This window comes from Pseudomonas imrae (assembly GCF_046352735.2).
In the GTDB taxonomy this organism is placed as follows: domain Bacteria; phylum Pseudomonadota; class Gammaproteobacteria; order Pseudomonadales; family Pseudomonadaceae; genus Aquipseudomonas; species Aquipseudomonas imrae.
The window spans coordinates 4,161,039-4,184,004 of sequence record NZ_CP110853.2; the positions used below are offsets into that span (position 1 = coordinate 4,161,039).

At 59.3% G+C, this 22,966-nt stretch carries 19 protein-coding genes; 4 read left to right on the forward strand and 15 right to left on the reverse strand.

Annotated features, from left to right (window positions below; all coding sequences use genetic code 11):
- Nucleotides 1–48 precede the first annotated feature (48 nt).
- From OQ460_RS18915 to OQ460_RS18925, 3 genes are all read right to left on the reverse strand, one after another.
- Nucleotides 49–1,155 (reverse strand): NADH:flavin oxidoreductase/NADH oxidase, encoded by a 1,107-nt coding sequence (locus OQ460_RS18915; protein ID WP_410018902.1) that lies wholly within the window; start codon nucleotides 1,153–1,155, stop codon nucleotides 49–51.
- A 169-nt stretch (nucleotides 1,156–1,324) separates the two neighbouring features.
- A complete protein-coding gene (gene recJ, locus OQ460_RS18920) occupies nucleotides 1,325–3,034 on the reverse strand; it encodes a single-stranded-DNA-specific exonuclease RecJ (RefSeq protein ID WP_410018903.1) in 1,710 nt (569 codons plus the stop codon).
- 162 nt (nucleotides 3,035–3,196) lie between these two features.
- Nucleotides 3,197–3,739, reverse strand: coding sequence for a YaeQ family protein (locus OQ460_RS18925; protein ID WP_057438005.1), 543 nt, complete (start codon nucleotides 3,737–3,739; stop codon nucleotides 3,197–3,199).
- 147 nt (nucleotides 3,740–3,886) lie between these two features.
- Here OQ460_RS18925 and OQ460_RS18930 point away from each other — a divergent pair, with 147 nt between their 5' ends.
- Nucleotides 3,887–5,086: a CaiB/BaiF CoA transferase family protein gene (locus OQ460_RS18930; RefSeq protein ID WP_410018904.1), complete on the forward strand. Its 1,200-nt coding sequence runs from the start codon at nucleotides 3,887–3,889 to the stop codon at nucleotides 5,084–5,086.
- Between the two features lie 28 nt (nucleotides 5,087–5,114).
- A complete protein-coding gene (locus tag OQ460_RS18935; RefSeq protein ID WP_410018905.1) occupies nucleotides 5,115–5,999 on the forward strand; it encodes a TIGR02285 family protein in 885 nt (294 codons plus the stop codon).
- 165 nt (nucleotides 6,000–6,164) lie between these two features.
- Here the strand turns inward: OQ460_RS18935 and OQ460_RS18940 are convergent, their stop codons facing one another.
- On the reverse strand, nucleotides 6,165–6,449 hold the full coding sequence (locus OQ460_RS18940; protein WP_410018906.1) for a DUF3509 domain-containing protein: 285 nt from the start codon (nucleotides 6,447–6,449) through the stop codon (nucleotides 6,165–6,167).
- A gap of 214 nt (nucleotides 6,450–6,663) precedes the next feature.
- Between OQ460_RS18940 and OQ460_RS18945 the strand changes: the two genes are divergently transcribed.
- Nucleotides 6,664–7,302: a response regulator gene (locus OQ460_RS18945; RefSeq protein WP_410022053.1), complete on the forward strand. Its 639-nt coding sequence runs from the start codon at nucleotides 6,664–6,666 to the stop codon at nucleotides 7,300–7,302.
- Here OQ460_RS18945 and OQ460_RS18950 read toward each other — a convergent pair.
- From OQ460_RS18950 to xerD, 6 genes are all read right to left on the reverse strand, one after another.
- The gene (locus OQ460_RS18950; RefSeq protein ID WP_410018907.1) at nucleotides 7,299–8,528 is read right to left on the reverse strand and encodes an EAL domain-containing response regulator; all 1,230 of its coding nucleotides are present in this window, start codon (nucleotides 8,526–8,528) and stop codon (nucleotides 7,299–7,301) included. The two genes, OQ460_RS18945 and OQ460_RS18950, sit on opposite strands and share 4 nt — an antisense overlap.
- 186 nt (nucleotides 8,529–8,714) lie before the next feature.
- Nucleotides 8,715–12,260: a transporter substrate-binding domain-containing protein gene (locus OQ460_RS18955; RefSeq protein ID WP_410022054.1), complete on the reverse strand. Its 3,546-nt coding sequence runs from the start codon at nucleotides 12,258–12,260 to the stop codon at nucleotides 8,715–8,717.
- Nucleotides 12,261–12,513: 253 nt separating this feature from the next.
- Nucleotides 12,514–13,923, reverse strand: a complete 1,410-nt coding sequence (thrC, locus tag OQ460_RS18960; protein ID WP_410018908.1) for a threonine synthase — start codon at nucleotides 13,921–13,923, stop codon at nucleotides 12,514–12,516.
- 103 nt (nucleotides 13,924–14,026) lie between these two features.
- Nucleotides 14,027–15,331 (reverse strand): homoserine dehydrogenase, encoded by a 1,305-nt coding sequence (locus OQ460_RS18965; RefSeq protein ID WP_410018909.1) that lies wholly within the window; start codon nucleotides 15,329–15,331, stop codon nucleotides 14,027–14,029.
- A gap of 127 nt (nucleotides 15,332–15,458) precedes the next feature.
- A complete protein-coding gene (locus OQ460_RS18970; protein WP_410018910.1) occupies nucleotides 15,459–16,190 on the reverse strand; it encodes a thioredoxin fold domain-containing protein in 732 nt (243 codons plus the stop codon).
- 141 nt (nucleotides 16,191–16,331) lie between these two features.
- Nucleotides 16,332–17,228 carry a site-specific tyrosine recombinase XerD gene (gene xerD / locus OQ460_RS18975; protein ID WP_410018911.1) on the reverse strand — a complete coding sequence of 299 codons (897 nt, stop codon included), beginning with the start codon at nucleotides 17,226–17,228 and terminating at the stop codon, nucleotides 16,332–16,334.
- 107 nt (nucleotides 17,229–17,335) lie between these two features.
- Between xerD and OQ460_RS18980 the strand changes: the two genes are divergently transcribed.
- A complete protein-coding gene (locus tag OQ460_RS18980) occupies nucleotides 17,336–19,129 on the forward strand; it encodes a cation:proton antiporter (RefSeq protein ID WP_410018912.1) in 1,794 nt (597 codons plus the stop codon).
- Between the two features lie 233 nt (nucleotides 19,130–19,362).
- Here OQ460_RS18980 and rplS read toward each other — a convergent pair whose 3' ends face one another.
- From rplS to ffh, 5 genes are all read right to left on the reverse strand, one after another.
- Nucleotides 19,363–19,713, reverse strand: a complete 351-nt coding sequence (gene rplS, locus OQ460_RS18985; RefSeq protein ID WP_003175895.1) for a 50S ribosomal protein L19 — start codon at nucleotides 19,711–19,713, stop codon at nucleotides 19,363–19,365.
- A gap of 45 nt (nucleotides 19,714–19,758) precedes the next feature.
- Nucleotides 19,759–20,532 carry a tRNA (guanosine(37)-N1)-methyltransferase TrmD gene (trmD, locus tag OQ460_RS18990; protein ID WP_410018913.1) on the reverse strand — a complete coding sequence of 258 codons (774 nt, stop codon included), beginning with the start codon at nucleotides 20,530–20,532 and terminating at the stop codon, nucleotides 19,759–19,761.
- Entirely contained in the window at nucleotides 20,514–21,050 is a 537-nt protein-coding gene (rimM, locus tag OQ460_RS18995; RefSeq protein WP_410018914.1) for a ribosome maturation factor RimM, read from the reverse strand. The genes trmD and rimM overlap by 19 nt, the downstream gene beginning before the upstream one ends.
- Before the next feature lie 5 nt (nucleotides 21,051–21,055).
- A complete protein-coding gene (gene rpsP, locus OQ460_RS19000) occupies nucleotides 21,056–21,307 on the reverse strand; it encodes a 30S ribosomal protein S16 (protein ID WP_003175899.1) in 252 nt (83 codons plus the stop codon).
- 250 nt (nucleotides 21,308–21,557) lie between these two features.
- Complete coding sequence (ffh, locus tag OQ460_RS19005) at nucleotides 21,558–22,934, reverse strand: signal recognition particle protein (RefSeq protein WP_410018915.1); 1,377 nt, start codon at nucleotides 22,932–22,934, stop codon at nucleotides 21,558–21,560.
- Nucleotides 22,935–22,966 lie beyond the last annotated feature (32 nt).

The following is a 22,966-nucleotide window of genomic DNA, read 5'->3' on the forward strand; positions in this document are numbered from 1 at the left end:
AAAAAACCCACCGGACAGTGGTGGGTTTCAAGGACTCGCAAAATGAAATCAGTCGCGCAAATCCGACTCGTGAATGGGCTGGTCGCGGTGCGTGGCTCGCTGATATTGCGCCGGCCAGATTGCCTTGTGCCCGCCCAGGTCATCATCGGCGTGCAAAGGCCAGTACGGGTCACGTAGCAGTTCACGGGCGAGGAAGATGATATCCGCCTGGCACGTACGCAGAATGTGCTCGGCCTGGGCCGGTTCGGTAATCATTCCCACGGTGCCAGTGGCCATGCCTGACTCCTTGCGCACGCGCTCGGCAAAGCGGGTTTGATAACCAGGGCCTGTGGGAATCTCCGCGTTGGCCGCGGTGCCGCCGGACGACACGTCGATCAGATCGACTCCCAACGCTTTCAGCCGGCGCGCCAACTCCACAGTTTCGTCCGGGTTCCAACCGTCTTCGACCCAGTCGGTGGCCGACACCCGCACAAACACAGGCAGCTCCTGCGGCCACGCCTCACGCACTGCCTCGGTGACTTGCAGCACCAGGCGGATACGGTTTTCAAAGGAGCCGCCGTACTGGTCCTGCCGCTGATTGCTCAGGGGCGAAAGAAATTGATGCAACAGATAGCCATGCGCCGCGTGGACCTCTACTACCTTGAAGCCGGCGGCCAACGCGCGCTTGGCGGCGGCGACAAAATCGCCGATTACCGCCCGGATTTGCCCTTCATCCAGTTGTCTGGGAGCCGTATGCTGCGGGTCGAAGGCAATCGGCGATGGACCCACCGGGACCCAGCCGCCCTCCTCGGCCTTAACGCTGCCATGCTTGCCCAGCCAAGGTCGATGGGTGCTGGCCTTGCGCCCTGCATGAGCCAGTTGAATGCCTGCCACCGCGCCCTGGGCACTGATGAAACGTGTGATGCGCTGCAGGGGTTCGATTTGTTCATCGTTCCACAGCCCCAGGTCCTGGGCGGTGATACGGCCATCGGCGGTGACTGCCGTGGCTTCGGTAAAAACCAATCCGGCGCCGCCCACGGCTCGACTGCCAAGGTGGACCAAGTGCCAGTCATTGGCCAGGCCGTCAACGGCCGAGTACTGACACATCGGTGACACGGCAATACGGTTGAGCAGGGTCAATTGGCGCAGGGTATAAGGTTCAAGCAACATACTCATGGGGCACCTCTTCTCATATCCGGTGGGCATAGGCTCCAGGGTTCTGTCTGACCAATCCCCGTGACAAGAAGAAGAAACGCCCGTCCCCTGCGGGCAGAAAAAAGACAAGGTCACAAGACCAATCACACAGTGCTTAGAGACTAGTCGACAACCCGGGGTTGCACAGGGTTCAGCGTGGTTCGATGTGGGCGATCATCAGTTGCACGGTTTCCTGGCCACGGAACTCGTTCACATCAAGCTTGTAGGCCAGTTCCACCCAGCGAATGGTCGGGTTCGGCCAGATTTCCCGGTCGATACCAAAGGCAATGCCATCGAGTTTCACCGAACCACATTCGCTCTTGAGCACCACTTTGAGGTGACGCTCACCCACAACGCGTTGCTCCACCAACTGAAACACACCGTGAAACAAGGGCTCGGGAAAGTGCTGTCCCCAAGGGCCAGCGTTGCGCAGGGCACGGGCCAGGTCCAAGTGAAACTCTTCCACCGCCAGGGTGCCGTCGGACAGCAGGCGCCCGGTGAGGTCTTCTTCACGCAATTGCCGGCGCACTTCGGCGTCGAAGGCTTCGGCGAACAACGGGAAGTTGGCTTCAGGCAAGGTCAGGCCCGCGGCCATGGCGTGGCCACCATACTTGGCGATCAGGTTCGGATGCTGGCTTGCCACCACGGCCAGGGCGTCGCGGATGTGAAAGCCCGGCACCGAGCGCCCGGACCCCTTGAGCAGCCCGTCACCGGCATCGGCGAAGGCAATGGTCGGGCGGAAGTAACGCTCTTTCATACGCGACGCCAGGATCCCGATCACTCCCTGGTGCCACTGCGGGTCGAACAGGCACAAACCGAACGGCATCGACTCCACTGGCAAATCCTTGAGTTGGGCCAGGGCTTCGCGCTGCATGCCCTGCTCGATGGATTTGCGGTCCTGGTTCATGCCGTCCAGTTGCGCGGCCATTTCCCGCGCCATGGCCAAGTCGCCGGTGAGCAGGCATTCGATGCCCAGACTCATGTCATCCAGGCGCCCGGCAGCATTGAGCCTGGGACCGAGGATAAAGCCAAGGTCGGTCGAGGTGATGCGCGCGTGATCACGCCTGGCAACTTCCAGGATCGCCTTGATCCCCGGCCGGGCGCGACCGGCGCGAATCCGCTCCAGGCCCTGGTGCACCAGGATGCGGTTATTGGCATCCAGAGGCACCACGTCGGCCACGCTGCCCAAAGCCACCAGGTCCAACAGTTCACCGATATTCGGCTGTGGTGTGTTGTCGTACCAGCCCAGACTGCGCAATCGCGCACGCAAGGCCATCAGCACATAAAAGATCACCCCGACGCCGGCCAGTGCCTTACTTGCAAATCCACAGCCGGGCTGGTTTGGATTGACGATGGCATCCGCCGCCGGCAACTCATCACCCGGCAAGTGGTGGTCGGTGACCAACACCTTGAGCCCGGCGGCCTTGGCCGCTGCCACGCCTTCGACGCTGGAGATGCCGTTATCCACGGTGATCAGCAACTGCGGCTCGCGCTGCAACGCCACGGCGACAATTTCCGGGGTCAGTCCATAGCCATACTCAAAGCGGTTGGGCACCAGGTAGTCGACGTGTGCCGCACCGAGCAAACGCAGGCCCAGGGTGCCCACGGTGCTGGCGGTAGCACCGTCGGCATCGAAGTCACCGACGATCAGAATCCGCTGGCGTTGTTCCAGGGCCGTCACCAGCAAATCCACTGCGGCATCGATCCCCTTGAGCTGCTGAAAGGGAATCAGCCGCGCCAGGCTTTTGTCCAATTCAGCCTGCGACGCCACGCCGCGAGCGGCGTAAAGACGAGTCAACAGCGGTGGCAGTTCACCAAGAAATGGCAGGACGGCGGGCAACGGGCGGGGATCGATACGCATGGGGTGCAGGGGAATTCTCTTAAGTACAAAATAAATGTTTGCCCCCTGCAGGAGCGGGCTTGCTTGCGGAAAACCAGAGAACGCCTCAGGGGGTCAGACTGCCGGCGTTATCGTTAACGATCTTCGCGAGCAAGCTCGCTCCTACAGAGGGCGTGTTGTATATCAGCCGCGCTCGCCCACCAGCCACTGAAGCTGAACTTCGTGCTGGCCCCGATCATCGGTCACAAAGATCGTACCTTCGCTGATCATCACATCCCACTTGATCACGCGCGGCATGTCCTTGGCCAAGGTTTCGAGGATCTCCTGAGGCACGGCCGCGATGTGTACGTTCTTCAGGTTATTGGCCACCGGAACCACTTTGCCTTCCCATACGCGCAGGCTGCCATAAGCCAGCAAGCTGGTTCGCTCGGTGCGGCGCGAACACCAGGTCAGGCGATCGGCATCAGGCTGACCGACTTCGATCCAGTGCAACACCCGATCATCCAGGCTTTTTTCCCACAGGGCAGGTTCGTCTACATCTGACAGCCCGCGACCAAACGACAATTGCTCGTTGTACCAAAGGGCGTAGGCCAGCAGACGCACAGTCATGCGCTCTTCGGTTTCCGACGGGTGACGGGCGATGGTTTGCTTGACGCTCTCGTACACCGAACGATCAAGGTCGGTGAGGTTGAGTTCAAACTTGTAGGTCGTGGACGGCTGGGCCATGAACGGGCTTCTAGAGACAGGAAAAGGCGGCCAGTCTAACCGATGGCGGGTCATTCAACGAATCCTGGGCTGCATCAGGGTTGTCGCTGCATCGCTCGCCTATGTTAAAAGGCAATACATACCTGCCCTACGCTTGTAAGGAACCTTATGTCGCTCAACGCCAAACCGCTCGCCGGCCTGAAAATCATCGAACTGGGGACCTTGATCGCGGGCCCGTTTGCCTCGCGCATCTGCGCCGAGTTCGGCGGTGAAGTCATCAAGGTCGAATCCCCGGACGGCGGCGACCCGCTGCGCAAATGGCGCAAGCTGTATGAAGGTACATCCCTGTGGTGGTTCGTCCAGGCACGCAACAAGAAATCATTGACCCTGAACCTCAAGCACCCTGAAGGCCTGGCAATCCTCAAGCAGTTGCTGGCGGATGCAGACATCCTGATCGAAAATTTCCGCCCTGGCGTGCTCGAAAAACTCGGCCTGGACTGGGACACCTTGCACGCCCTCAATCCCAAGCTAGTGATGGTGCGTCTCTCCGGATTTGGCCAGACCGGCCCGATGAAGGAGCAACCCGGCTTCGGCGCGGTGGGTGAATCCATGGGTGGCCTGCGCTATATCACCGGCTTCGAAGACCGTCCACCGGTGCGTACCGGCATTTCCATCGGCGACTCGATTGCCGCGTTGTGGGCAGTGATCGGTGCATTGATGGCCTTGCGTCACCGAGAGGTCAACGGTGGCCAGGGCCAGGTGGTGGATGTGGCGCTCTATGAAGCCATCTTTGCCATGATGGAGAGCATGATTCCCGAATTCGACGTCTTCGGGTTTATCCGTGAGCGTACCGGTAACATCATGCCGGGGATTACCCCGTCCTCGATCCATACCAGCGCCGACGGCAAGCACGTACAGATCGGGGCCAATGGCGATGCGATCTTCAAGCGCTTCATGTTGGCGATCGGCCGTGAAGACTTGGCCAACGACCCAGTGCTGGCCAGTAACGATGGTCGCGACAGCCGTCGTGACGAACTGTATGGCGTGATTGATCGCTGGGTCAGCTCACTGGAGCTTGCACAAGTGATGCAACAGTTGAACCAGGCCGAAGTGCCCGCCAGCCGGATCTACAGCGCAGAGGACATGCTCGGCGATCCGCAATTCCTCGCCCGGGAAATGTTCCTCAAGGCGCAATTGCCCGATGGCAAAGACTTCAAGATGCCCGGTATTGTGCCAAAACTGTCGGACACTCCCGGCAGTTGCGAGTGGGTCGGCCCCCAATTGGGAGAGCACAACGCCAGCATCCTCGATTCACTGGGCTACAACAATGTGGCCATCAACCGCTTGCGCAAGGAGGGCGCGATCTGATGCGGCTTTCAGGACAAAACTCTCAATAATGGTACGCAGCTTCAAGAAGCGACTCGCCCACCGGGGCTGCATTGCCGTGCTGCTTGGCGCGCTTGCGCCAGTGAGCCAGGCCGAAGAGATGTTGACCTGGGTGGTGCGTGACCTGCCACCGATGACCATTTTCGAAGGCTCACAAAAGAACCGCGGCACAATCGATCAATTACTGCCCTTGCTGATCGAGCGCCTGCCGCAATACCGCCACCAGACGCTCCACCTCAACCGCGCCCGAAGCATGCAAATGCTGACCTCGCCCACCTTCACTTGTGATCCTTCCCTGGTGTGGACGCCTACCCGCGCCAAGTCGATTGTGTTTTCCAGGCAGACGTTCGCGGTACTCAGCAACGGCGTGACGATTCGCCAAAAACAGCAGGAGGCCCTGGCACAGTTTGTGTTGGAAGGGACATTTGATCTGGAAAAGTTCCTGCACGCCGAACAAACGCGCCTTGGCGTCGTCGCCGAGCGTAGTTACGGATCCGCTATTGATGAGCACTTGAGTCATGCTCCCCCACACAAGCTGTCGCCTCATCATGGCAACGATGCGCTGGGCAGCCTGCTGCAGATGCAACGCATGGGGCGACTGGAAGCGGTATTGGGGTATTTGACGGAGGTCCGTTATCACGCGCAACAACAGGACATCGACCCTGACGAGCTGGTTTTCTACCCGGTCAGCGGGGCGCCGCGCTACCAGCGAATCCATATCGGCTGCTCCGACACGGCCCAGGGACGGGAGGCGATTGCGCACATCGACCAGGCGTTGCAAGACATTCCCACGGCCCCCTTGTTGCAATCCTATGCCTCCTGGCTCGACCCGGCGCTTGGCCAGCAATACCTGAAGGACAACCCGCTGTTTTTCGATAACGCACCCGAGCAGTAAAAACCCGGACAAAAAGAAACCCCGAGCAGTGGGGAGACAACTCGGGGTTAAACGTGGCCTACAAAGACCAGTACAACAAGCTACAAGCACCGGAGCACAATGCTTGATCTTGCTGTAAAAAATCTGACTCACCTCATTGTAGGAAGTTTCCAAATAAAAATAATTTCATGCCAGGACGCCGACACGGGTCTGGGCCGCGCTACGCAATGCCGCGATGACCGATGGTTCCAGGCGTCCTTCGGCGATTTTCAGATCACGGTGCAGGCAATCCACCACGTCGACCCACTCGCGTTTGTCGATCAATTGCGCACGATTGACTTCCCGTTCGACAACAATAGCGCCAGTCGGACTCTTCACCGTCACCAGGCACTCGCCCTGCACACCAGAGCTGGTCAGCGTAACCTCATAAGGGCTCAGCGCTTCACTGAGCAATAGGCTGATACTTTCCATCTCGATCACCACTCAATCATTGGAAAACAAAAAAGTTGCCAAGGTAGACATTCAAGTGACCTTCGCGCATAGCAGAAAGTTCGCCTTGCAAGGGCTACCGCCTGAGCCAATCGAGCATGCATGGCAAAGATGACAGAGAGAAAACAGCCGCCGGCAGGCTAGAATCCCCTGATTATTGCGGGAGTCCACCTTGAGAGCAGCGTCTGAACAGCCCATGCGCATCATCCTTGCCGACGACCATCCGATTTTTCTAATTGGCCTGCGGGCCGTGCTGGAGCGCGACGAGCATGTAAGCATCGTCGGTGAAGCCAACTCGCCCCAAGCCCTCATGACCTTGCTGCAGTACTGTGCCTGCGATGTGTTGATCACCGACTTCATGATGCCCGCCGAGCCTCGCGCCGATGGTCTGCGCCTGATTGAACAGTTGCGCCGTCGCTACCCGACGCTACCCGTCGTGGTAGTGACCATGCTCAACCACGCGGGGCTGTCTCACTCCATCCTGGAGCTGGGGGTGATGGGCCTGCTGAGCAAGGCCAGCCTGGCCGAGGAACTGCCCCAGGCGATCCGGCAGGTGCGCCAACAGCAGCCCTATGTGGCACAAGCTATTCGCCAGGCCCTGAGCCTTGCAGGTCAGGTGGGCCCTGATCGGCTGTGTTCCCAGGAGCAATTGTCGCCCCGGGAGCTGGAAGTCATTCGCCTATTGGCCGCCGGGATGACGGTGGGCGAAATCGCTACGCACCTCAATCGAAGCAAGCAGACCGTCAGCACGCAGAAGGTCAGTGCCATGCGCAAGCTGGGTCTCGCCAACGACGCAGCCTTGTTCATCTATGGGCAGGAGCACGGGCTGGCCTAAGCCGAAAGCTGCGCACGCTGCGCAATCCACGGCGCCAATGCATATGCGCTCATGGGGCGAGCGATAAAGCAGCCCTGCAGCCAGGCCGGTCCCAGCGCCGCCACGGCATCCCGGTCGGCTGTCGTTTCAATACCGGTTACCACCACGCGCACGCCCAGGTGCCCGGCCATGCTCATGGCACCCGCGACCACAGCGGTTTTGCGCTCGTCACCGGCCATGCCACTGGCAAACGTCGGCGGAACCTTCAGTTCAGTGAACGGCAACGCCAGCAGACGCTGCAAACTTGTACCGCCGACGCCGAAGTCACCGATGGACAACTTGCAGCCGATCATCCGCAGACGCAGCAAACCGGTGACATGTGTACTGTCGGTTTTCAAGCGGCAGGTTTCGACCAGTTCCAGGGTCAGGCAGTGGGCGGGTACGGCGAAGCGTTGCAGCAACCCTTGCAAGGCCTGGGGAAAGTGCTCGTGCTCAAGCATCCGCCCGGGGATGTTGACGGCCACCGGCAACACCTTTCCTGTGTCCTGCATCATTCGACTGCTGAGCCGCAATGCATCCTCCAGCACATGCCAGGTAAAAGCTTCTTCCAGGCCGGCAAACTCCAATAGCGGTAAAAATTCGTCAGGCAACAACAGGCCACGTTCAGGGTCTTGCCAGCGCGCCAGCGCCTCCACGCCTTGCAGTTCTCCAGCCTGGCTGACAATGGGCTGGAACCAGGTGCTGGCACAACGCTCGATGGCCGCCTGGCCGGCCACGGGCAACGCCCGTTGCACCTCGCTTTCGGTAGCTCCCAACAGTTGGCACACCCGCTCCCAGGACGTGGTCGGCGCACTGGGCCGCAAGCGCTCCTGGCAAGCCGTCAGCAGTTGCCCGACCAATGCTGCCGAAGCCGGCTTGGGCATGCATCCCAACACATTGAGGCCCGCCTGACGCGCCATGGTCGCGACCCCCTCCAGCACATCGGGCTCAGCATTACTCAACAGAATCAGCACCTGAGCCTGACAACGCTCGGCCAACTCACGGATCAACCCTAGGGCATCGCCCTGCTCCAGGTACAGATCACAGATGGCGATATCCACCGCGCCCTTGCTCGCCAGTGATTGACGGGCCGCCTCGACACTCTCGGCAGTCAACACGTTAAACACGCCGTTGGCATTGAGCATCTGGTGCAGGGCCATCAACTGGAACGGATTGTCTTCGAGGATCAGGACTTTAAGTGAGCGCATGGAAAACTCTGTGGGCACGAACGAAGTGACCCACACTAGCCAATACCGGTGCAACACCCCATAGGACGCGTCCTAAATGTCAGCTTTTTCAGGGTTTCTGAAACAACAACTCAGTACGGCGAAAGCTGGCCACTCAGGCAAAAAGCCCGCTCCCATATTTTCGATCAGGCCTTGAAAGGGTTGCTCCTAAATACGCGTCTCAAGATAAGACCCAACGTCTCGCTGCAGATCGGTCAGCGCTTGGGATACTAGCAACCACAACGCCGGCCATTCACTGGCGCGCTGCTCACGCACACTCACTTCAAGTGCGACGCAGGCCTTGGCCACTGGCAGTGCATCCACCAGGCAACAGATACCCTTGAGGCGATGCAGGCAAGCCCTGAGCCGTCCAAGGTCGTGCTCGGCCATCGCCTCTGACAGTGCGCTGTGCTCGTGCCCGAGGCTCACCGCCAACTCCTGCAACATGCGTTGGAGCACAGGCGCATCAGCCCGGGTCATCGTGCGCAGGGTGTTGATATCAAAAGAGCGCGCAGCCAGCACGCGCGCCAGCACTTGGCTCCATTGCTCCAGGGTCACGGGTTTGACCAACAACTCATCCATCCCCGCCTGACGAGCCCGCTGTTGTGCATGCTCCTGGGCATCGGCCGTACATCCCACCAGCGCACAGCGTGGACGTAGCTCTTGAGCTTCGACCTGGCGAATCGCCTGGCTCAAGGCATAACCCGACATTCCCGGCATGTTGCAGTCAGTCACCAGCAGGTCGAACCCCTCGACGCGCCAACGCTGCAACGCAGCCTCGGCGCACTCGAGGGCGACGACTTGGTGGCCCAGAAACCGCAACTGCTGTTCCAGCACCATGCGATTGGCTGGCAGGTCATCGACAATCAACACCGATAAGGTGCGCTCGGCAGGTTGCTGCGCCGAACCGGCTGCAGCGGGTACCTCATCATTGCTCACCCGCTCCAGGTGCAGGTCGATGCACACCGTGGTGCCTTCATTCACGACACTGCGCAAAGTGATATTCCCACCCATCAGCTCCACCAGTTGCTGGCAAATACTCAAGCCCAGCCCCGTCCCGCCATGCTCGGCAGCCGTCAACGGACTGACCTGAATAAACGGTTTGAAGACCCGGGACTGTTGCTCGGTCCCGATACCGGGGCCGCTGTCTTCGACGCACAGCTGCAGATACTCATCGCCCGCCTCGTCCACCTTGCTGGCAACGCTGAGGCGAACCTCGCCCTGTTCGGTGAACTTCAATGCGTTGCCCAGCAGGTTATGCATGACCTGGCGCAAGCGCAGCGGGTCAAACCAGTACCGACCTTGCGCCTGCGGATCGAAAACCAGCGTCAACTGCAGGCGCTTTTTCTGTGCCGTGGCTGCAAACAGCTGCAGAATGCCTTCGAAAAAAACCTTCAGGTCGGTAGCCTGCGGCGCCAGTTGCAGATGACCTGCTTCAATCTTGGCCAAGTCCAGACTATCGCCCATCAAGGCGATCAGTTCCCGAGCCGAACGATGGGCCACGCGTAGCGCTTCAGAAGCCGGTTGGCCTGAGGCCGAGGCACGCTCCTGTTCCAATTCAAGCAGGCCGATAATGGCGTTCATGGGCGTGCGAATCTCGTGGCTGAGGTTCGACAGAAAAGCGCTTTTAGCGTAGTTCGCTTCTTCGGCAGCCTGACGCGCATCCATCAACTGGGTTTCCAGGATCTTGCGCTCGTTGATGTCAATCCAGCCGCCCAGCAGCCCCTGCAACTGGCCTTGGGCATCGAAGAACGGCACGGTCCATTGATAGACATGCAAAACGCCGCCGTTGAACTCCAACTGCCGATCTACAAACAGCGACTGTTGCGTGTCCAGTTGCTCCATATGGCCGGCGTGCAAGCGCGCTGCGGTGGCCGCAGGCAGCACGGCGCTTTCCATCAGCGTCTGGCCCTGGATCAGCTCGAGCCGGGTGCCCAGTTGCAACTCATAACTTTTGTTGCAGGTCACCAGCCGGCCAGCGAGGTCACGGACAAACACCGGGTTGGGGATGCCATCGAGCAAGGCACGCTTGAACGCCAATTGGTCGTTGAGGCGCTGTTGGGCCTCCATGCGCTGGTGAATCTGGCGCTTGAGCCGGCTGTTCCAGACCACCGACAGCAACACCAGTAAAATCGCCGTGGCGACCGTCCAGTAGGCCCATGCCGGTACCCGCTGCCAGGCCGGAACCGGAATGTTCACCGCTCCCAGCCAACGCAGACGCAAGGCACTCAACTCGGCCACCGGCATCGCTTCAAGCGCCTTGTTCAAAATACTCAGCAGTTCGGGCAGGTCCTTGCGTACCGACAAGCTGTTGACCGACCACTTGCCATCGACACTGCGACCGACGCGCAATTCGTCGGCCGGGTAGCTTTGCACTTCCACTTCGCTTTGCACGGTCGCCACCGCTTCACCCCGGATTACCTGGGCACGGGCCGCAGCATAGTTCTCCACGGTTTGCAGCTTGATAGCGGGATACTCGCGACGGATATAGCTTTCCAGGACGTGACGTGCCGGAAGCGCCAGGACTTTGCCAGAGAGCTGACTCAAACTGGACACTGGCGGTGTATCGAGACGTTCGACAAAAACCCAGCCAGACCCGCCAATGCCATGGCTGAACTCGAGGAACTCCTGGCGCTCAGTGTTCGGCACCAGCGTAGTGTTCATATCGGCCCGGCCGGCCTCCAGCAGTTCAAGGGTGTGCGTGGTGGAAAAAACCTCTTCCATGACAAACTGCAAGCCAGTCATCCGTGAGATGCGGTTGAGCAAATCGACATTCAGCCCAACCCAGCGCCCATCCTTGTCCTTGAACACATAAGGAGATAATTGCTGGGACGCCACCACAACGTGAGGATGCTGCAGCACCCAGGCTTGCTCGGCGGCCGACAAGGCAATGTGCTCACCGACGATGTCCACTCCCAGGCCTGTGGTCCAGCGCGCAAGGATCTCCCGCTGGATTGAATCATCGATGCTCCCCAGCGCACGTTTCATCATCGCGCCCAACAAGGGATCGGCCTGGCGCGTTGCAAAGGCAAAGCCGATGGGCGCCAGGCGGCTCTGCTCCCGGATCTGCAAGCCCAGGTAGGGACGCAGGGATTTGTACGCACGCACAATCACTTCATTGCCGATAAAGGCATCTACATCGCCCTGCTTCAGGGCTTCCAGGCCACTGTAGAGGTTGGGGGCCAACATGATGTGGCTGTCGGGATAGGCCGCGTGCACGTTTTTGACATTGGCGTAACCCTCAAGTAACACCACCTTCTTGTCCTTGAGGTCATCGTCTTGCGTGGTGTCATCACGACGCACGACCACCACCGAACGGTCGGGCATGTAGTCCGGGGTAAACGCCAGGCCGGGCACGTCGCGCTCGTAGCCATTGGCGCTGGTAAGAATATCGATGCTGCCTTCGCGCAACGCCTCCACTGCCTGAGCACGCTCGGAAAAACCCAACACCTGCATCGACACACCCAGGCGCGCGCCCACCAGGCTCAGGTAGTCGGCACTGATGCCCTGGTAGCGATTGCGGTCGCGGGTGATATCAATCGGTTGGTAATCATCAATGGAAATCCCCACTCTCAGCGTCCGATGAGCCGCCAGCCATTGCTGCTCCGTGGCAGCCAAGGGCATGGGCGCCAGCGGGATAAACGCCGGTACCAACTTGAAGGGCAGGCTAACGGCAGCCAGGCTCGGAGACGTGTGCCAGAACAGCACGCACATCAGCCACAGACGCCATCGGGTCGATAACCACACCGTTTCGGTTTCCTTGTTTTCGTTAGGCTGTTCAATTAAGCGAACGCGATGCTCAAGATGGCGCAAACCAAATGTGGGAGCTGGCCTGCCTGCGCTAGCGATGTTGGATTTACCATCGCTATCGCAGGCAGGCCAGCTCCCACACTGGTTTTGCTGCACTCTTGGGACTTGCGCTTCTTAGCTGACTAAGGACAGCCTTGTGCAGCGCAGAGAGCTTGGCTTAGAGCGGTTTGCCACGATTACCGTGTTGGCTGACAAACGCCTGGATGGTTTTGAGGTCATTGGCCAGGACCGTGCAACGCTCTGGACGCTCGAACAGGTCAGCCAGGTGCGGCGGCAGTTCCAGGGCTTTGCCGACACCGGCTTTTTCCACCGCTTCCGGGAACTTGACCGGGTGCGCAGTGCCGAGGATCACCATCGGAATATCCAGGCTGCGGCGGCATTCGCGCGCGGCCTTGACGCCGATCGCGGTGTGCGGGTCCAGCAGCTCGCCGGTCTGGGCAAAGACTTCAGCGATGGTTTCGCAGGTCTGGGTGTCATCCACGGCCAGGGAGTCGAACAACTTGCGGGTTTCGGTCCAGCGGTCTTGTTCGACACTGAAGCCGCCACCTTGCTTGAAGCTGTCCATCAAGCCTGCCAGGGCCGCGCCGTTACGTCCGTGCATGTCGAACAACAGGCGTTCGAAGTTCGACGAAACCATGATGTCCATCGAAGGCGACAGCGTGGCGTGCAGGGTTTCCTTGACGTACTGGTTGCCACTCATAAAGCGGTGCAGGATGTCATTGCGGTTGGTGGCCACGATCAACTGATTGATCGGTAGCCCCATGTTGCGCGCCAGGTAGCCGGCGAAGATGTCACCGAAGTTGCCGGTCGGCACCGAGAACGACACCGAGCGCGCCGGGCCGCCCAACTGCAGGGCTGCGTGGAAGTAGTAGACGATCTGGGCCATGATCCGCGCCCAGTTGATCGAGTTCACTGCCACCAGGCGTGTGCCCTTGAGGAAGCTCTGGTCGGCAAAGCTGGCCTTGACCATTTCCTGGCAGTCATCGAAGTTGCCTTCGACGGCGATGTTGTGGATGTTCTCGCCAAAGATGGTGGTCATCTGCCGACGCTGCACTTCCGATACTCGGTTGTGCGGGTGCAGGATAAAGATGTCGACGTTTTCGCAGTGCTTGCAACCTTCAATGGCTGCCGAACCGGTATCACCGGAGGTGGCACCGATGATCACCACGCGCTCGCCGCGCTTCTCCAACACGTAGTCGAGCAGACGGCCAAGCAACTGCAGGGCAAAGTCCTTGAATGCCAGGGTCGGGCCGTGGAACAGCTCCATGACCCACTCGTTACCGTTCAACTGACGCAACGGTGCGATGGCACTGTGGGAAAACACGCCGTATGTTTCTTCCAGAATCTTCTTGAAATCTGCATCCGGAATGCTGCCGGCAACGAACGGGCGCATGACCCGGAACGCCAGCTCGTGGTATGGCAGGCCGGCCCAGGAGGCGATTTCTTCGTGGCTGAAGCGTGGTAGGTTTTCCGGCACATACAGGCCGCCGTCCGTGGCAAGGCCTGCCAGCAGGACGTCTTCGAAATTCAGGGCCGGTGCCTGGCCGCGGGTGCTGATATAACGCATAGGGGCAAACCTTTGGTTTGAGCTGCAAGCTTCAAGTGACAAGCTACAAGTCAAAGCGGGTCGGCTTTTACTTGCAGCTTGCAGCTTGAAACCCGCCGCTGAATTAATTCAAGTGTTCCACGCGAATACGGACGACTGGTCCAACCACGCCCTGAAGAGCTTCGAGGGCCCGGATCGCATCATTCATGTGCTGCTCGAGCACGCGATGGGTCAGCAGGATCATCGGCACCAGGCCGTCATGTTCCTCGACTTCCTTCTGCATGATCGACTCAATGTTGATACCGCGTTCCGAGAGGATGCTGGCGACCTGGGCCAGGACGCCTGGATGATCCTTGGCCTGGATGCGCAGGTAGTAGGAGCTTTCGCAGGCCTCGATCGGCAGGATCGGGTGAGCCGACAGCGAATCGGGCTGGAACGCCAGGTGCGGCACGCGGTTTTCCGGGTCGCTGGTCATGGCGCGGACCACGTCCACCAGGTCGGCGATCACCGACGAAGCGGTGGGCTCCATGCCAGCGCCGGCACCGTAGAACAAGGTCGAACCGGCGGCGTCACCATTGACCATCACCGCGTTCATCACGCCATTGACGTTGGCCAGCAAGCGGTCGGCCGGGATCAGCGTGGGGTGTACGCGCAGTTCGATGCCGCTGGCAGTGCTGCGGGCCACGCCCAAGTGCTTGATCCGGTAGCCCAGGGCCTCGGCGTAGTTCACGTCAGCGGTGGTCAGCTTGGTGATGCCTTCGGTGTAGGCCTTGTCGAACTGCAGCGGGATACCGAAGGCGATGGACGCCAGGATGGTCAGTTTGTGCGCGGCATCGATGCCTTCGACGTCAAAAGTCGGATCGGCTTCGGCGTATCCCAGGGCCTGGGCTTCGGCCAGTACGTCTTCGAAAGTACGGCCCTTCTCGCGCATTTCGGTGAGGATAAAGTTGCCAGTGCCGTTGATGATGCCGGCGACCCAGTTGATGCGGTTGGCCGACAAGCCTTCACGAATCGCCTTGATCACCGGAATGCCGCCGGCAACAGCAGCTTCGAACGCAACGATCACCCCCTTCTCGCGGGCCCTGGCGAAGATTTCATTGCCATGTACCGCGATCAGCGCCTTGTTGGCGGTGACCACGTGCTTGCCGTTTTCGATGGCCTTGAGCACCAGTTCACGGGCAACGGTATAGCCACCGACCAGCTCGATGACAATATCGATTTCAGGGTTGGTGGCAACGTCGAAGACATCGTTGGTAATCGTAATACCGGTCGTCTGGAACTGAGGCTTTGGCGTACGCATGGCAATTTGTGCCACTTCAATTTCGCGACCTGCACGGCGCGAGATTTCCTCGGCGTTACGCTGAAGTACGTTGAAGGTTCCGCCACCGACGGTCCCTAACCCACAGATGCCTACTTTGACCGGTTTCACTGAAGAGCTCCCCATGAAACGGCCGACTCAAGGTCGGCCGTGAAAAACAACCGCACAACTGCGGTTCGCTATTGGTGATCCGCCGACCTGTCGGCGGATCATGATCGTCAAGGCTCGACGATACTGTTTATTTGGCACCCAGCGCCAGTTTGGCAACTTGTGGTGCAGGCTGGTAGCCCGGAATGACCTGGCCATCCGCCAAAACGATGGCCGGCGTACCGTTCACACCGATGGACTGGCCCAGGGCGAACTGCTTGGACACTGGGTTGGCGCATTTGGCAGACTTGATTTCCTTGCCATCGACCATCTTGTCCATCGCCGCCTTTTTGTCGGCTGCACACCAGACGGCCTGCAACTGCTCGTCACCCGGCGACCCCAGGCCCTGGCGCGGGAAGGCCACGTAACGCACCTCGACGCCCATCTTGTTCAGTTCGGGCACTTCGGCGTGCAACTTGTGGCAGTACGGGCAGGTGGTATCGGTGAAGACGGTGATATGGGTCTTGGTCTCACCAATGGCCGGGTACACCACGGTTTCTGCAACCGGAATGCCGTTGATCAGTTTGGATACACCCAGGCGCTCGGCTTTCTCGGTGAGGTTGACCGGCTTGCCGTCTTTCAACTGGAACAGGTAGCCCTGAACGATGTACTGGCCGTCGGCGCTGGCGTACAGCACGCGGCTGCCCTTGAGCTTGACTTCATACAGGCCGGCCATGGGACTGGCGCTGATGCTTTCTACCGGTGTTTCGAGCGCAAGGCTTTCCAGGCTCTTACGAATCATCTTCTCGGCAGCGTCATCGGCGACGGCAAGGGTTGAGACCAACGCAATGGCTGCGGCGGCAAAAATCTGGGTCAAGCGCATGGAAACTCCTGAAGGCAGATGCAGGGACGAAGGCCAGGATACCGATCGGGAAACACGGCTTGGCGACGCCCCCTTTACAAACCGACAAAGCCTACCACAGTTGGGCGCCAGGGCAGACGCCGACGGGGAAATTGGAACGCCTCAGCCCCTGGGGTGATGCTCGGCATGCATCTCCTGCAAGCGCGCACGCGCCACATGGGTATAAATTTGGGTAGTGGACAGATCACTGTGCCCCAATAGCATCTGCACCACCCGCAGATCTGCGCCGTGGTTGAGCAGATGCGTGGCAAACGCGTGGCGCAAGGTATGGGGCGAAAGCGACTTGCCGATCCCGGCAACCTTGGCCTGGTGCTTGATACGGTGCCAAAAGGTCTGGCGGGTCATCTGCTCGCCACGCTGGCTGGGAAACAACACATCACTGGGGCGCCCCCCCAGCAATTCGCCGCGCGCGTCGCGCATGTAGCGCTCTACCCAGACAATCGCCTCTTCGCCCATGGGCACCAGCCGCTCCTTGCTGCCCTTGCCCATCACCCGCAGCACACCCTGGCGCAGATTGACCTGTTCCAGGGTCAGGCTGATCAGTTCGGTCACCCGCAAGCCACAGGCATACAGGACTTCGAGCATGGCGCGGTCGCGCTGACCAATGGCTTCGCTCAAGTCGGGAGCTGCCAGCAAAGCTTCGACGTCAGCTTCCGATAGGGATTTAGGCAAGGGTCGGCCCAGTTGTGGCATGTCCACTTGCAGGGTTGGATCGACTGCAATCAATTTTTCACGCAGCAAATAGCGATAAAAGCCACGAACGCCCGAGAGAAATCTTGCCGTGGAGCGCGGCTTGTAGTTTTGCTCCAAACGCCATGCCAGGTGGTCGAGGATCAACTCGCGCCCGGCATTGATCAGTTCGAGGTTCTTTTCCTGAAGCCAGCCGTTGAACAGGGCCAGGTCGCTGCGATACGACTGGCGCGTGTTGTCCGACAGGCCTTTTTCCAGCCAGAGGGCGTCGAGGAAACGGTCTATCAGCGGATGGTCGATAGCGGGCATGTGTACTCAAGCAGCGCTGGCACGGGGCTTCGCGCAAATTAGTAGTGAACTGTTACAAGGCCCACTAGTCTTTCATAGCCCGCTATTTCAAGGAACAGGGAACTTCGATGAACGAACAACAGATTCTGTTGGCATTTGGCGGTATCGGCGTGGCCGCGCTCGGCTGCCAGTGGCTGGCCTGGCGGCTGAAACTGCCGGCAATCCTATTTTTGCTGCTGAGCGGGATTCTACTCGGCCCGATACTGGGCTGGCTTGACCCTCAAGAAATGTTCGGCCCGTTGCTGATGCCGCTGGTATCCCTGGCGGTGGCGCTGATTCTGTTTGAAGGCAGCCTGACGCTGCATCTCTCGGAATGGAAGGAAATCGGCAGCGTGGTCCACCGGTTGGTGACCATCGGTGCCATCTCGACCTGGGCGGTGATCACCCTCGCGACCCATTGGTTGCTGGGCTTCGACTGGATGCTGGCGCTGCTGTTCGGCACCTTGACCCTGGTGACCGGGCCGACGGTGATCGTACCCATGTTGCGAGTGGTACGTCCCAAAGCCTCGATTGCTAACATTTTGCGCTGGGAAGGCATCGTCATCGACCCGATTGGTGCGTTGCTGGCGGTGGTGGTCTACAGCTTCATCATCGCCCGCGCCTCGGGCGACGGCCTGAGCCAGAGCCTGCTGACCTTCGGCGGGGTAATTGTGTGCGGCAGCCTGTTCGGAATTGCCGGCGGCTGGGTGTTGGGGCAGATCATGCGCCGGCAATGGCTACCGGAATACCTGCATAACCTGGCGACCCTGGCGGCGGTACTGGGCATATTCATTGCCTCCAATCAGGCAATGCATGAGTCCGGCCTGCTGGCGGTGACGTTGATGGGCATGTGGATGGCCAATATGAAGGGCGTTGACGTACGGCATATCCTGCACTTCAAGGAAAACCTCAGCGTGTTGCTGATTTCCGGCCTGTTTATCCTGTTGGCAGCACGCCTGGACCTCAACGCGATGATTGCCCTGGGACCATTCGTGTTGATCCTGCTGCTGATCATTCAGTTTATCGCCCGCCCTTTGAATGTCGCGCTGTCGACCTTCGGGTCTAACCTGAACTGGCGCGAACGCGCGCTACTGGCGTGGATTGCCCCAAGGGGGATTGTGGCCGCCGCCGTGTCAGCGATTTTCGCGATTCGCCTGGATGAGGCCGGCCATGAAGGCGCACTGCTGCTGGTGCCGCTGACCTTTGCGGTGATTATCGGCACGGTGATCCTGCAAAGCGCCACCGCGCGCCCATTGGCCCGCCTGCTGAAAGTCGCAGAACCGGCGCCCAGCGGCTTTCTGATTGTCGGCGCCAATGCCCCCGCACGCGTACTGGCCAAGGCCCTCCAACAGCTGGGCTGCCGAGTGCTACTGACCGACTCAAGCTGGGAGAACATCCGCGCCAGTCGCATGGAGGGCCTGCCCACTTACTTCGGCAACCCGGCATCGCAGCATGCCGAGTCCCATCTGGACCTGGTGGGCTTGGGACATCTGCTGGCGCTTTCACCATCAGGCGAGCTGAACATGTTGGCCGCCATGCGTTTTCGCCATGACTTCGGCCACCGGCTGTTTGCCCTGGCCAGCAGCCAGGAAAACCGGCGCACCGACAAACACCGGGCCAGTGGTGAACATCGTGGGCATCTGCTCGGCAGTCAGCCAATGAGCTATACCAAAATAGCCAGTCTGCTGGGACAAGGAGCCGAGCTATACAGTACCAACCTGACGGACGGGTTTGGCTGGGACGACTACCAGGCGCTGCACGGTGAGCGCGCTATCTTGCTGTTCGCCCGGGACGCCAGTGGCTGGGTGCATGTAGTGACGCCGCAGAGCAGCTTCAAGCCGGGGCCGGGATGGACGTTGCTGGCGGTGATTCAACCGGGATAACCCTGGCGGGATGAAAAGAGGTGAACCCTTGTAGGAGCTGTCGAGCGTTAGCGAGGCTGCGATAGCGGTGGTTCAGGCGACATCAATGTTTGCAGTGCCGCCGCCATCGCAGCCTCGCTAACGCTCGACAGCTCCCACATTTGAATTCGTCAATGCTCGCCACTGTTTTGGCATATCGCAGGCAACAAAAAAGCAGCCCGAAGGCTGCTTTTTTCTGCATCGGGAAGCTGGACTTAAGCCAGTTTTTCCTTGATGCGAGCTGCTTTACCAGACAGGTCACGCAGGTAGTACAGCTTGGCTTTACGTACGTCACCGCGACGTTTAACTGCCATGCTGTCGATTTGCGGGCTGTAGGTCTGGAAAGTACGCTCTACGCCGACACCGTTGGAGATTTTACGAACAGTGAAAGCACTGTTCACACCACGGTTACGCTTGGCAATTACTACGCCTTCGAACGCCTGCAGACGCGAACGGTCGCCTTCCTTCACTTTCACCTGAACGACAATAGTGTCGCCCGGGGCAAAGGTAGGGATCTCTTTGGTCATCTGCTCTGCTTCGAGTGCAAGGATGATTTTGTTAGTCATGCTGTGCTCCTAAGGTAAGTCATCGGACCTACCATCGATACGTTGTTAACTATCGTCCCGCGCGAGGATGTATTCCTCGAGCAGCTTCTTCTCTTCTCCAGAAAGCGAGCGGCTTTCCAGAAGATCGGCGCGTCGTTCATAGGTCCGACCAAGGGACTGCTGTAAACGCCAACGCCGGATGTGTGCGTGATTGCCACTTAGCAATACGTCGGGAACACGCTGATCCGCATACACCTCCGGTCGGGTGTAGTGCGGGCAATCCAGCAAACCATCCGTGAAGGAATCTTCCTCCGCGGAGTCCACATGCCCTAAAGCTCCAGGCAGCAGTCGTGTAACCGCATCTATCAGGACCATCGCCGGCAGCTCGCCGCCAGACAGGACATAGTCCCCAATCGACCACTCTTCATCGACATGAGCTTCAATAAAACGCTCGTCAATGCCTTCATAGCGACCGGCAATCAGGATCAAACTGTCCTCATTCGCCAACTCGCGTACCGCCGACTGATTCAGCTGACGGCCTTGAGGGGACAGGTAAATTACCTTCGCCTTCTCCCCGGCTGCTGCCTTGGCCTGAACCAATGCATCTTCCAGGGGCTTGATCTTCATCACCATGCCCGGGCCACCGCCAAATGGGCGATCGTCCACAGTGTGATGTCGATCTGTCGTGTAGTCTCGCGGATTCCAACAAGTAAGCTGCAAGAGCCCTTGTTTCACCGCCCGACTGGTGATGCCGTACTCGCTGATGGCGGAGAACATCTCGGGAAACAAACTGATCACTTCTACGCGCATATTAGCCACGCTTAGAAGTCCGCATCCCATTCCACCTTCATCTCGCCTGCGGCCAGGTCGACAGCCAACACGCATTGCCCGGTATAGGGCAACAAGCGCTCGCGATCATCCAGGCTGTCAGCGCAAGGCTTGACCACCATTACATCATTGGCGCCGGTTTCCAGAAGATGGTCGATCTTCCCGAGCAATTGCCCGAGGTGATCAATAACCTTCAGACCTTCCAGCTGGTACCAGTAGTACTCGCCGTCGGTCAATTCAGGGAACAGGTTGCGCGGCACGCAGATCTCATAACCAGCCAGAAGACGAGCTTCTTCACGATCATCAAGACCCTTGAGCTTTGCGACCAGGAACTTATCGCTCCCGCGTCCGCTGACCAGCTCGACCTGTTTCACACTACCTTCGCGCTTGAGCGTCCAGGTTTTGTACTGCAACAGGTTTTCAGTCGGATCAGTAAAGGAGTACACCTTCACTTCGCCGCGAACGCCATGAACAGAATAAATCTTGCCGATAACGATCAAATCATCAGCAACAGCTGGCGTCGCGTTCATATTGCTCAGGCTGCGGCCTTAGCCGAGTCCTTCAACAACTTGGCAACACGCTCGGAAGGCTGTGCACCAACGCTCAGCCAGTAGGCTACGCGCTCTTGGTTCACGGACAGACGAACTTCTTGACCACGAGCAACAGGGTTGAAGAAACCAACCTGTTCCTTGTGCGAACCGTCGCGCGGGTTGCGGCTGTCGGTTACGGTCAAGTGGTAAAACGGGCGCTTTTTGGAGCCGCCAAGGGCAAGACGGATTGTTAGCATGTGAACATCGTTCCTGTAGTCGGTGCTGCAAATCTAAATGCACAGCGGGCATAGGTGCCCGAAAGGCCGCATATTCTAAGGAATATCCGGACTTTTGCAAATGTCTTTTTCTGGCGCCTATCAGCGGGCCATTCAGATCTGCTATAGAGCCGTCGGTTAAAACGGCGAGTCAGCTCCCGCCAAAGGCGGGTTTGCTGGAGATCCCACGTCCATGTGGGCCTGCGCAAGAGCGAACTCCTGCGCGAATTCTTTACATCTTCGGCATGCCGCGACCGGGCATCATTCCGCCCATGCCACGCATCATCTTGGCCATGCCGCCTTTGGCAGAGAACTTCTTCATCATCTTCTGCATCTGCTTGTGCTGCTTGATCAAGCGACCGATGTCCTGCACCTGAGTGCCGGACCCCATGGCGATCCGACGCTTGCGCGAACCACTGATCAGCTCAGGGTCACGGCGCTCGGCCGGCGTCATGGAGTTGATGATGGCTTCCATCTGCTTGAACTGCTTCTCTGCCGCGCCCTGGGCATTGCCCATCTGCGCCAGGTTCACACCGCCGATGTTCGGCAGCTTGTCCATCAAGCCGCCGAGACCGCCCATGTTCTTCATTTGTTGCAACTGATCACGGAAGTCTTCGAGGTCGAAGCCCTTGCCCTTCTTCAGCTTCTTGGCCAGTTTGTCGGCCTTGTCTTTGTCGAGGGTCTGCTCGGCCTGCTCGATCAGGCTGAGCACGTCGCCCATGCCAAGGATCCGCGAGGCGATCCGCTCGGGGTGGAACGGCTCGAGCGCTTCGCTCTTCTCACCCATACCGATGAACTTGATCGGCTTGCCGGTGATCGCGCGGACCGACAACGCAGCACCGCCACGCGCATCACCGTCGACCTTGGTCAGGATCACGCCCGTCAGCGGCAGTGCATCACCAAATGCCTTGGCAGTGTTGGCTGCATCCTGGCCGGTCATGGCATCGACCACGAACAGCGTCTCGACCGGATTGATCGCGGCATGCAGCGCCTTGATCTCGCCCATCATCTCTTCGTCGATGTGCAGGCGACCGGCGGTATCGACGATCACCACGTCGATGAATTTGAGCCTGGCTTCCTTAATGGCAGCGTTGGCGATGTCGACCGGCTTCTGGCTCAGGTCGGACGGGAAGAACGTCACGCCGACTTCGCCGGCGAGCATTTCCAGCTGTTTGATCGCAGCCGGACGATAAACGTCAGCCGACACCACCATCACGGACTTCTTCTTGCGCTCTTTAAGGAAGCGCGCCAGTTTGCCGACGGTGGTGGTTTTACCTGCACCCTGCAAACCTGCCATCAACACAACGGCCGGCGGCACGGCGCTGAGGTTCAAGTCTTCGTTGGCAGCGCCCATCAAGCTTTCAAGCTCGGCCTGGACGACCTTCACAAAGGCCTGGCCCGGCGTCAGGCTGCGGGACACTTCGGTGCCAACCGCACGTTCCTTGACCGAATTGACGAAGTCCTTGACCACAGGCAAGGCAACGTCGGCTTCCAGCAACGCCATGCGCACTTCGCGCAGAGTGTCTTTAATATTGTCCTCGGTCAGCTTGGCCTTGCCAGTGACATGGCGCAGCGTCTGCGAGAGACGGTCAGTCAGATTTTCAAACATGCGCGATCCTTTCAGGCCCTATTCATCGAAAT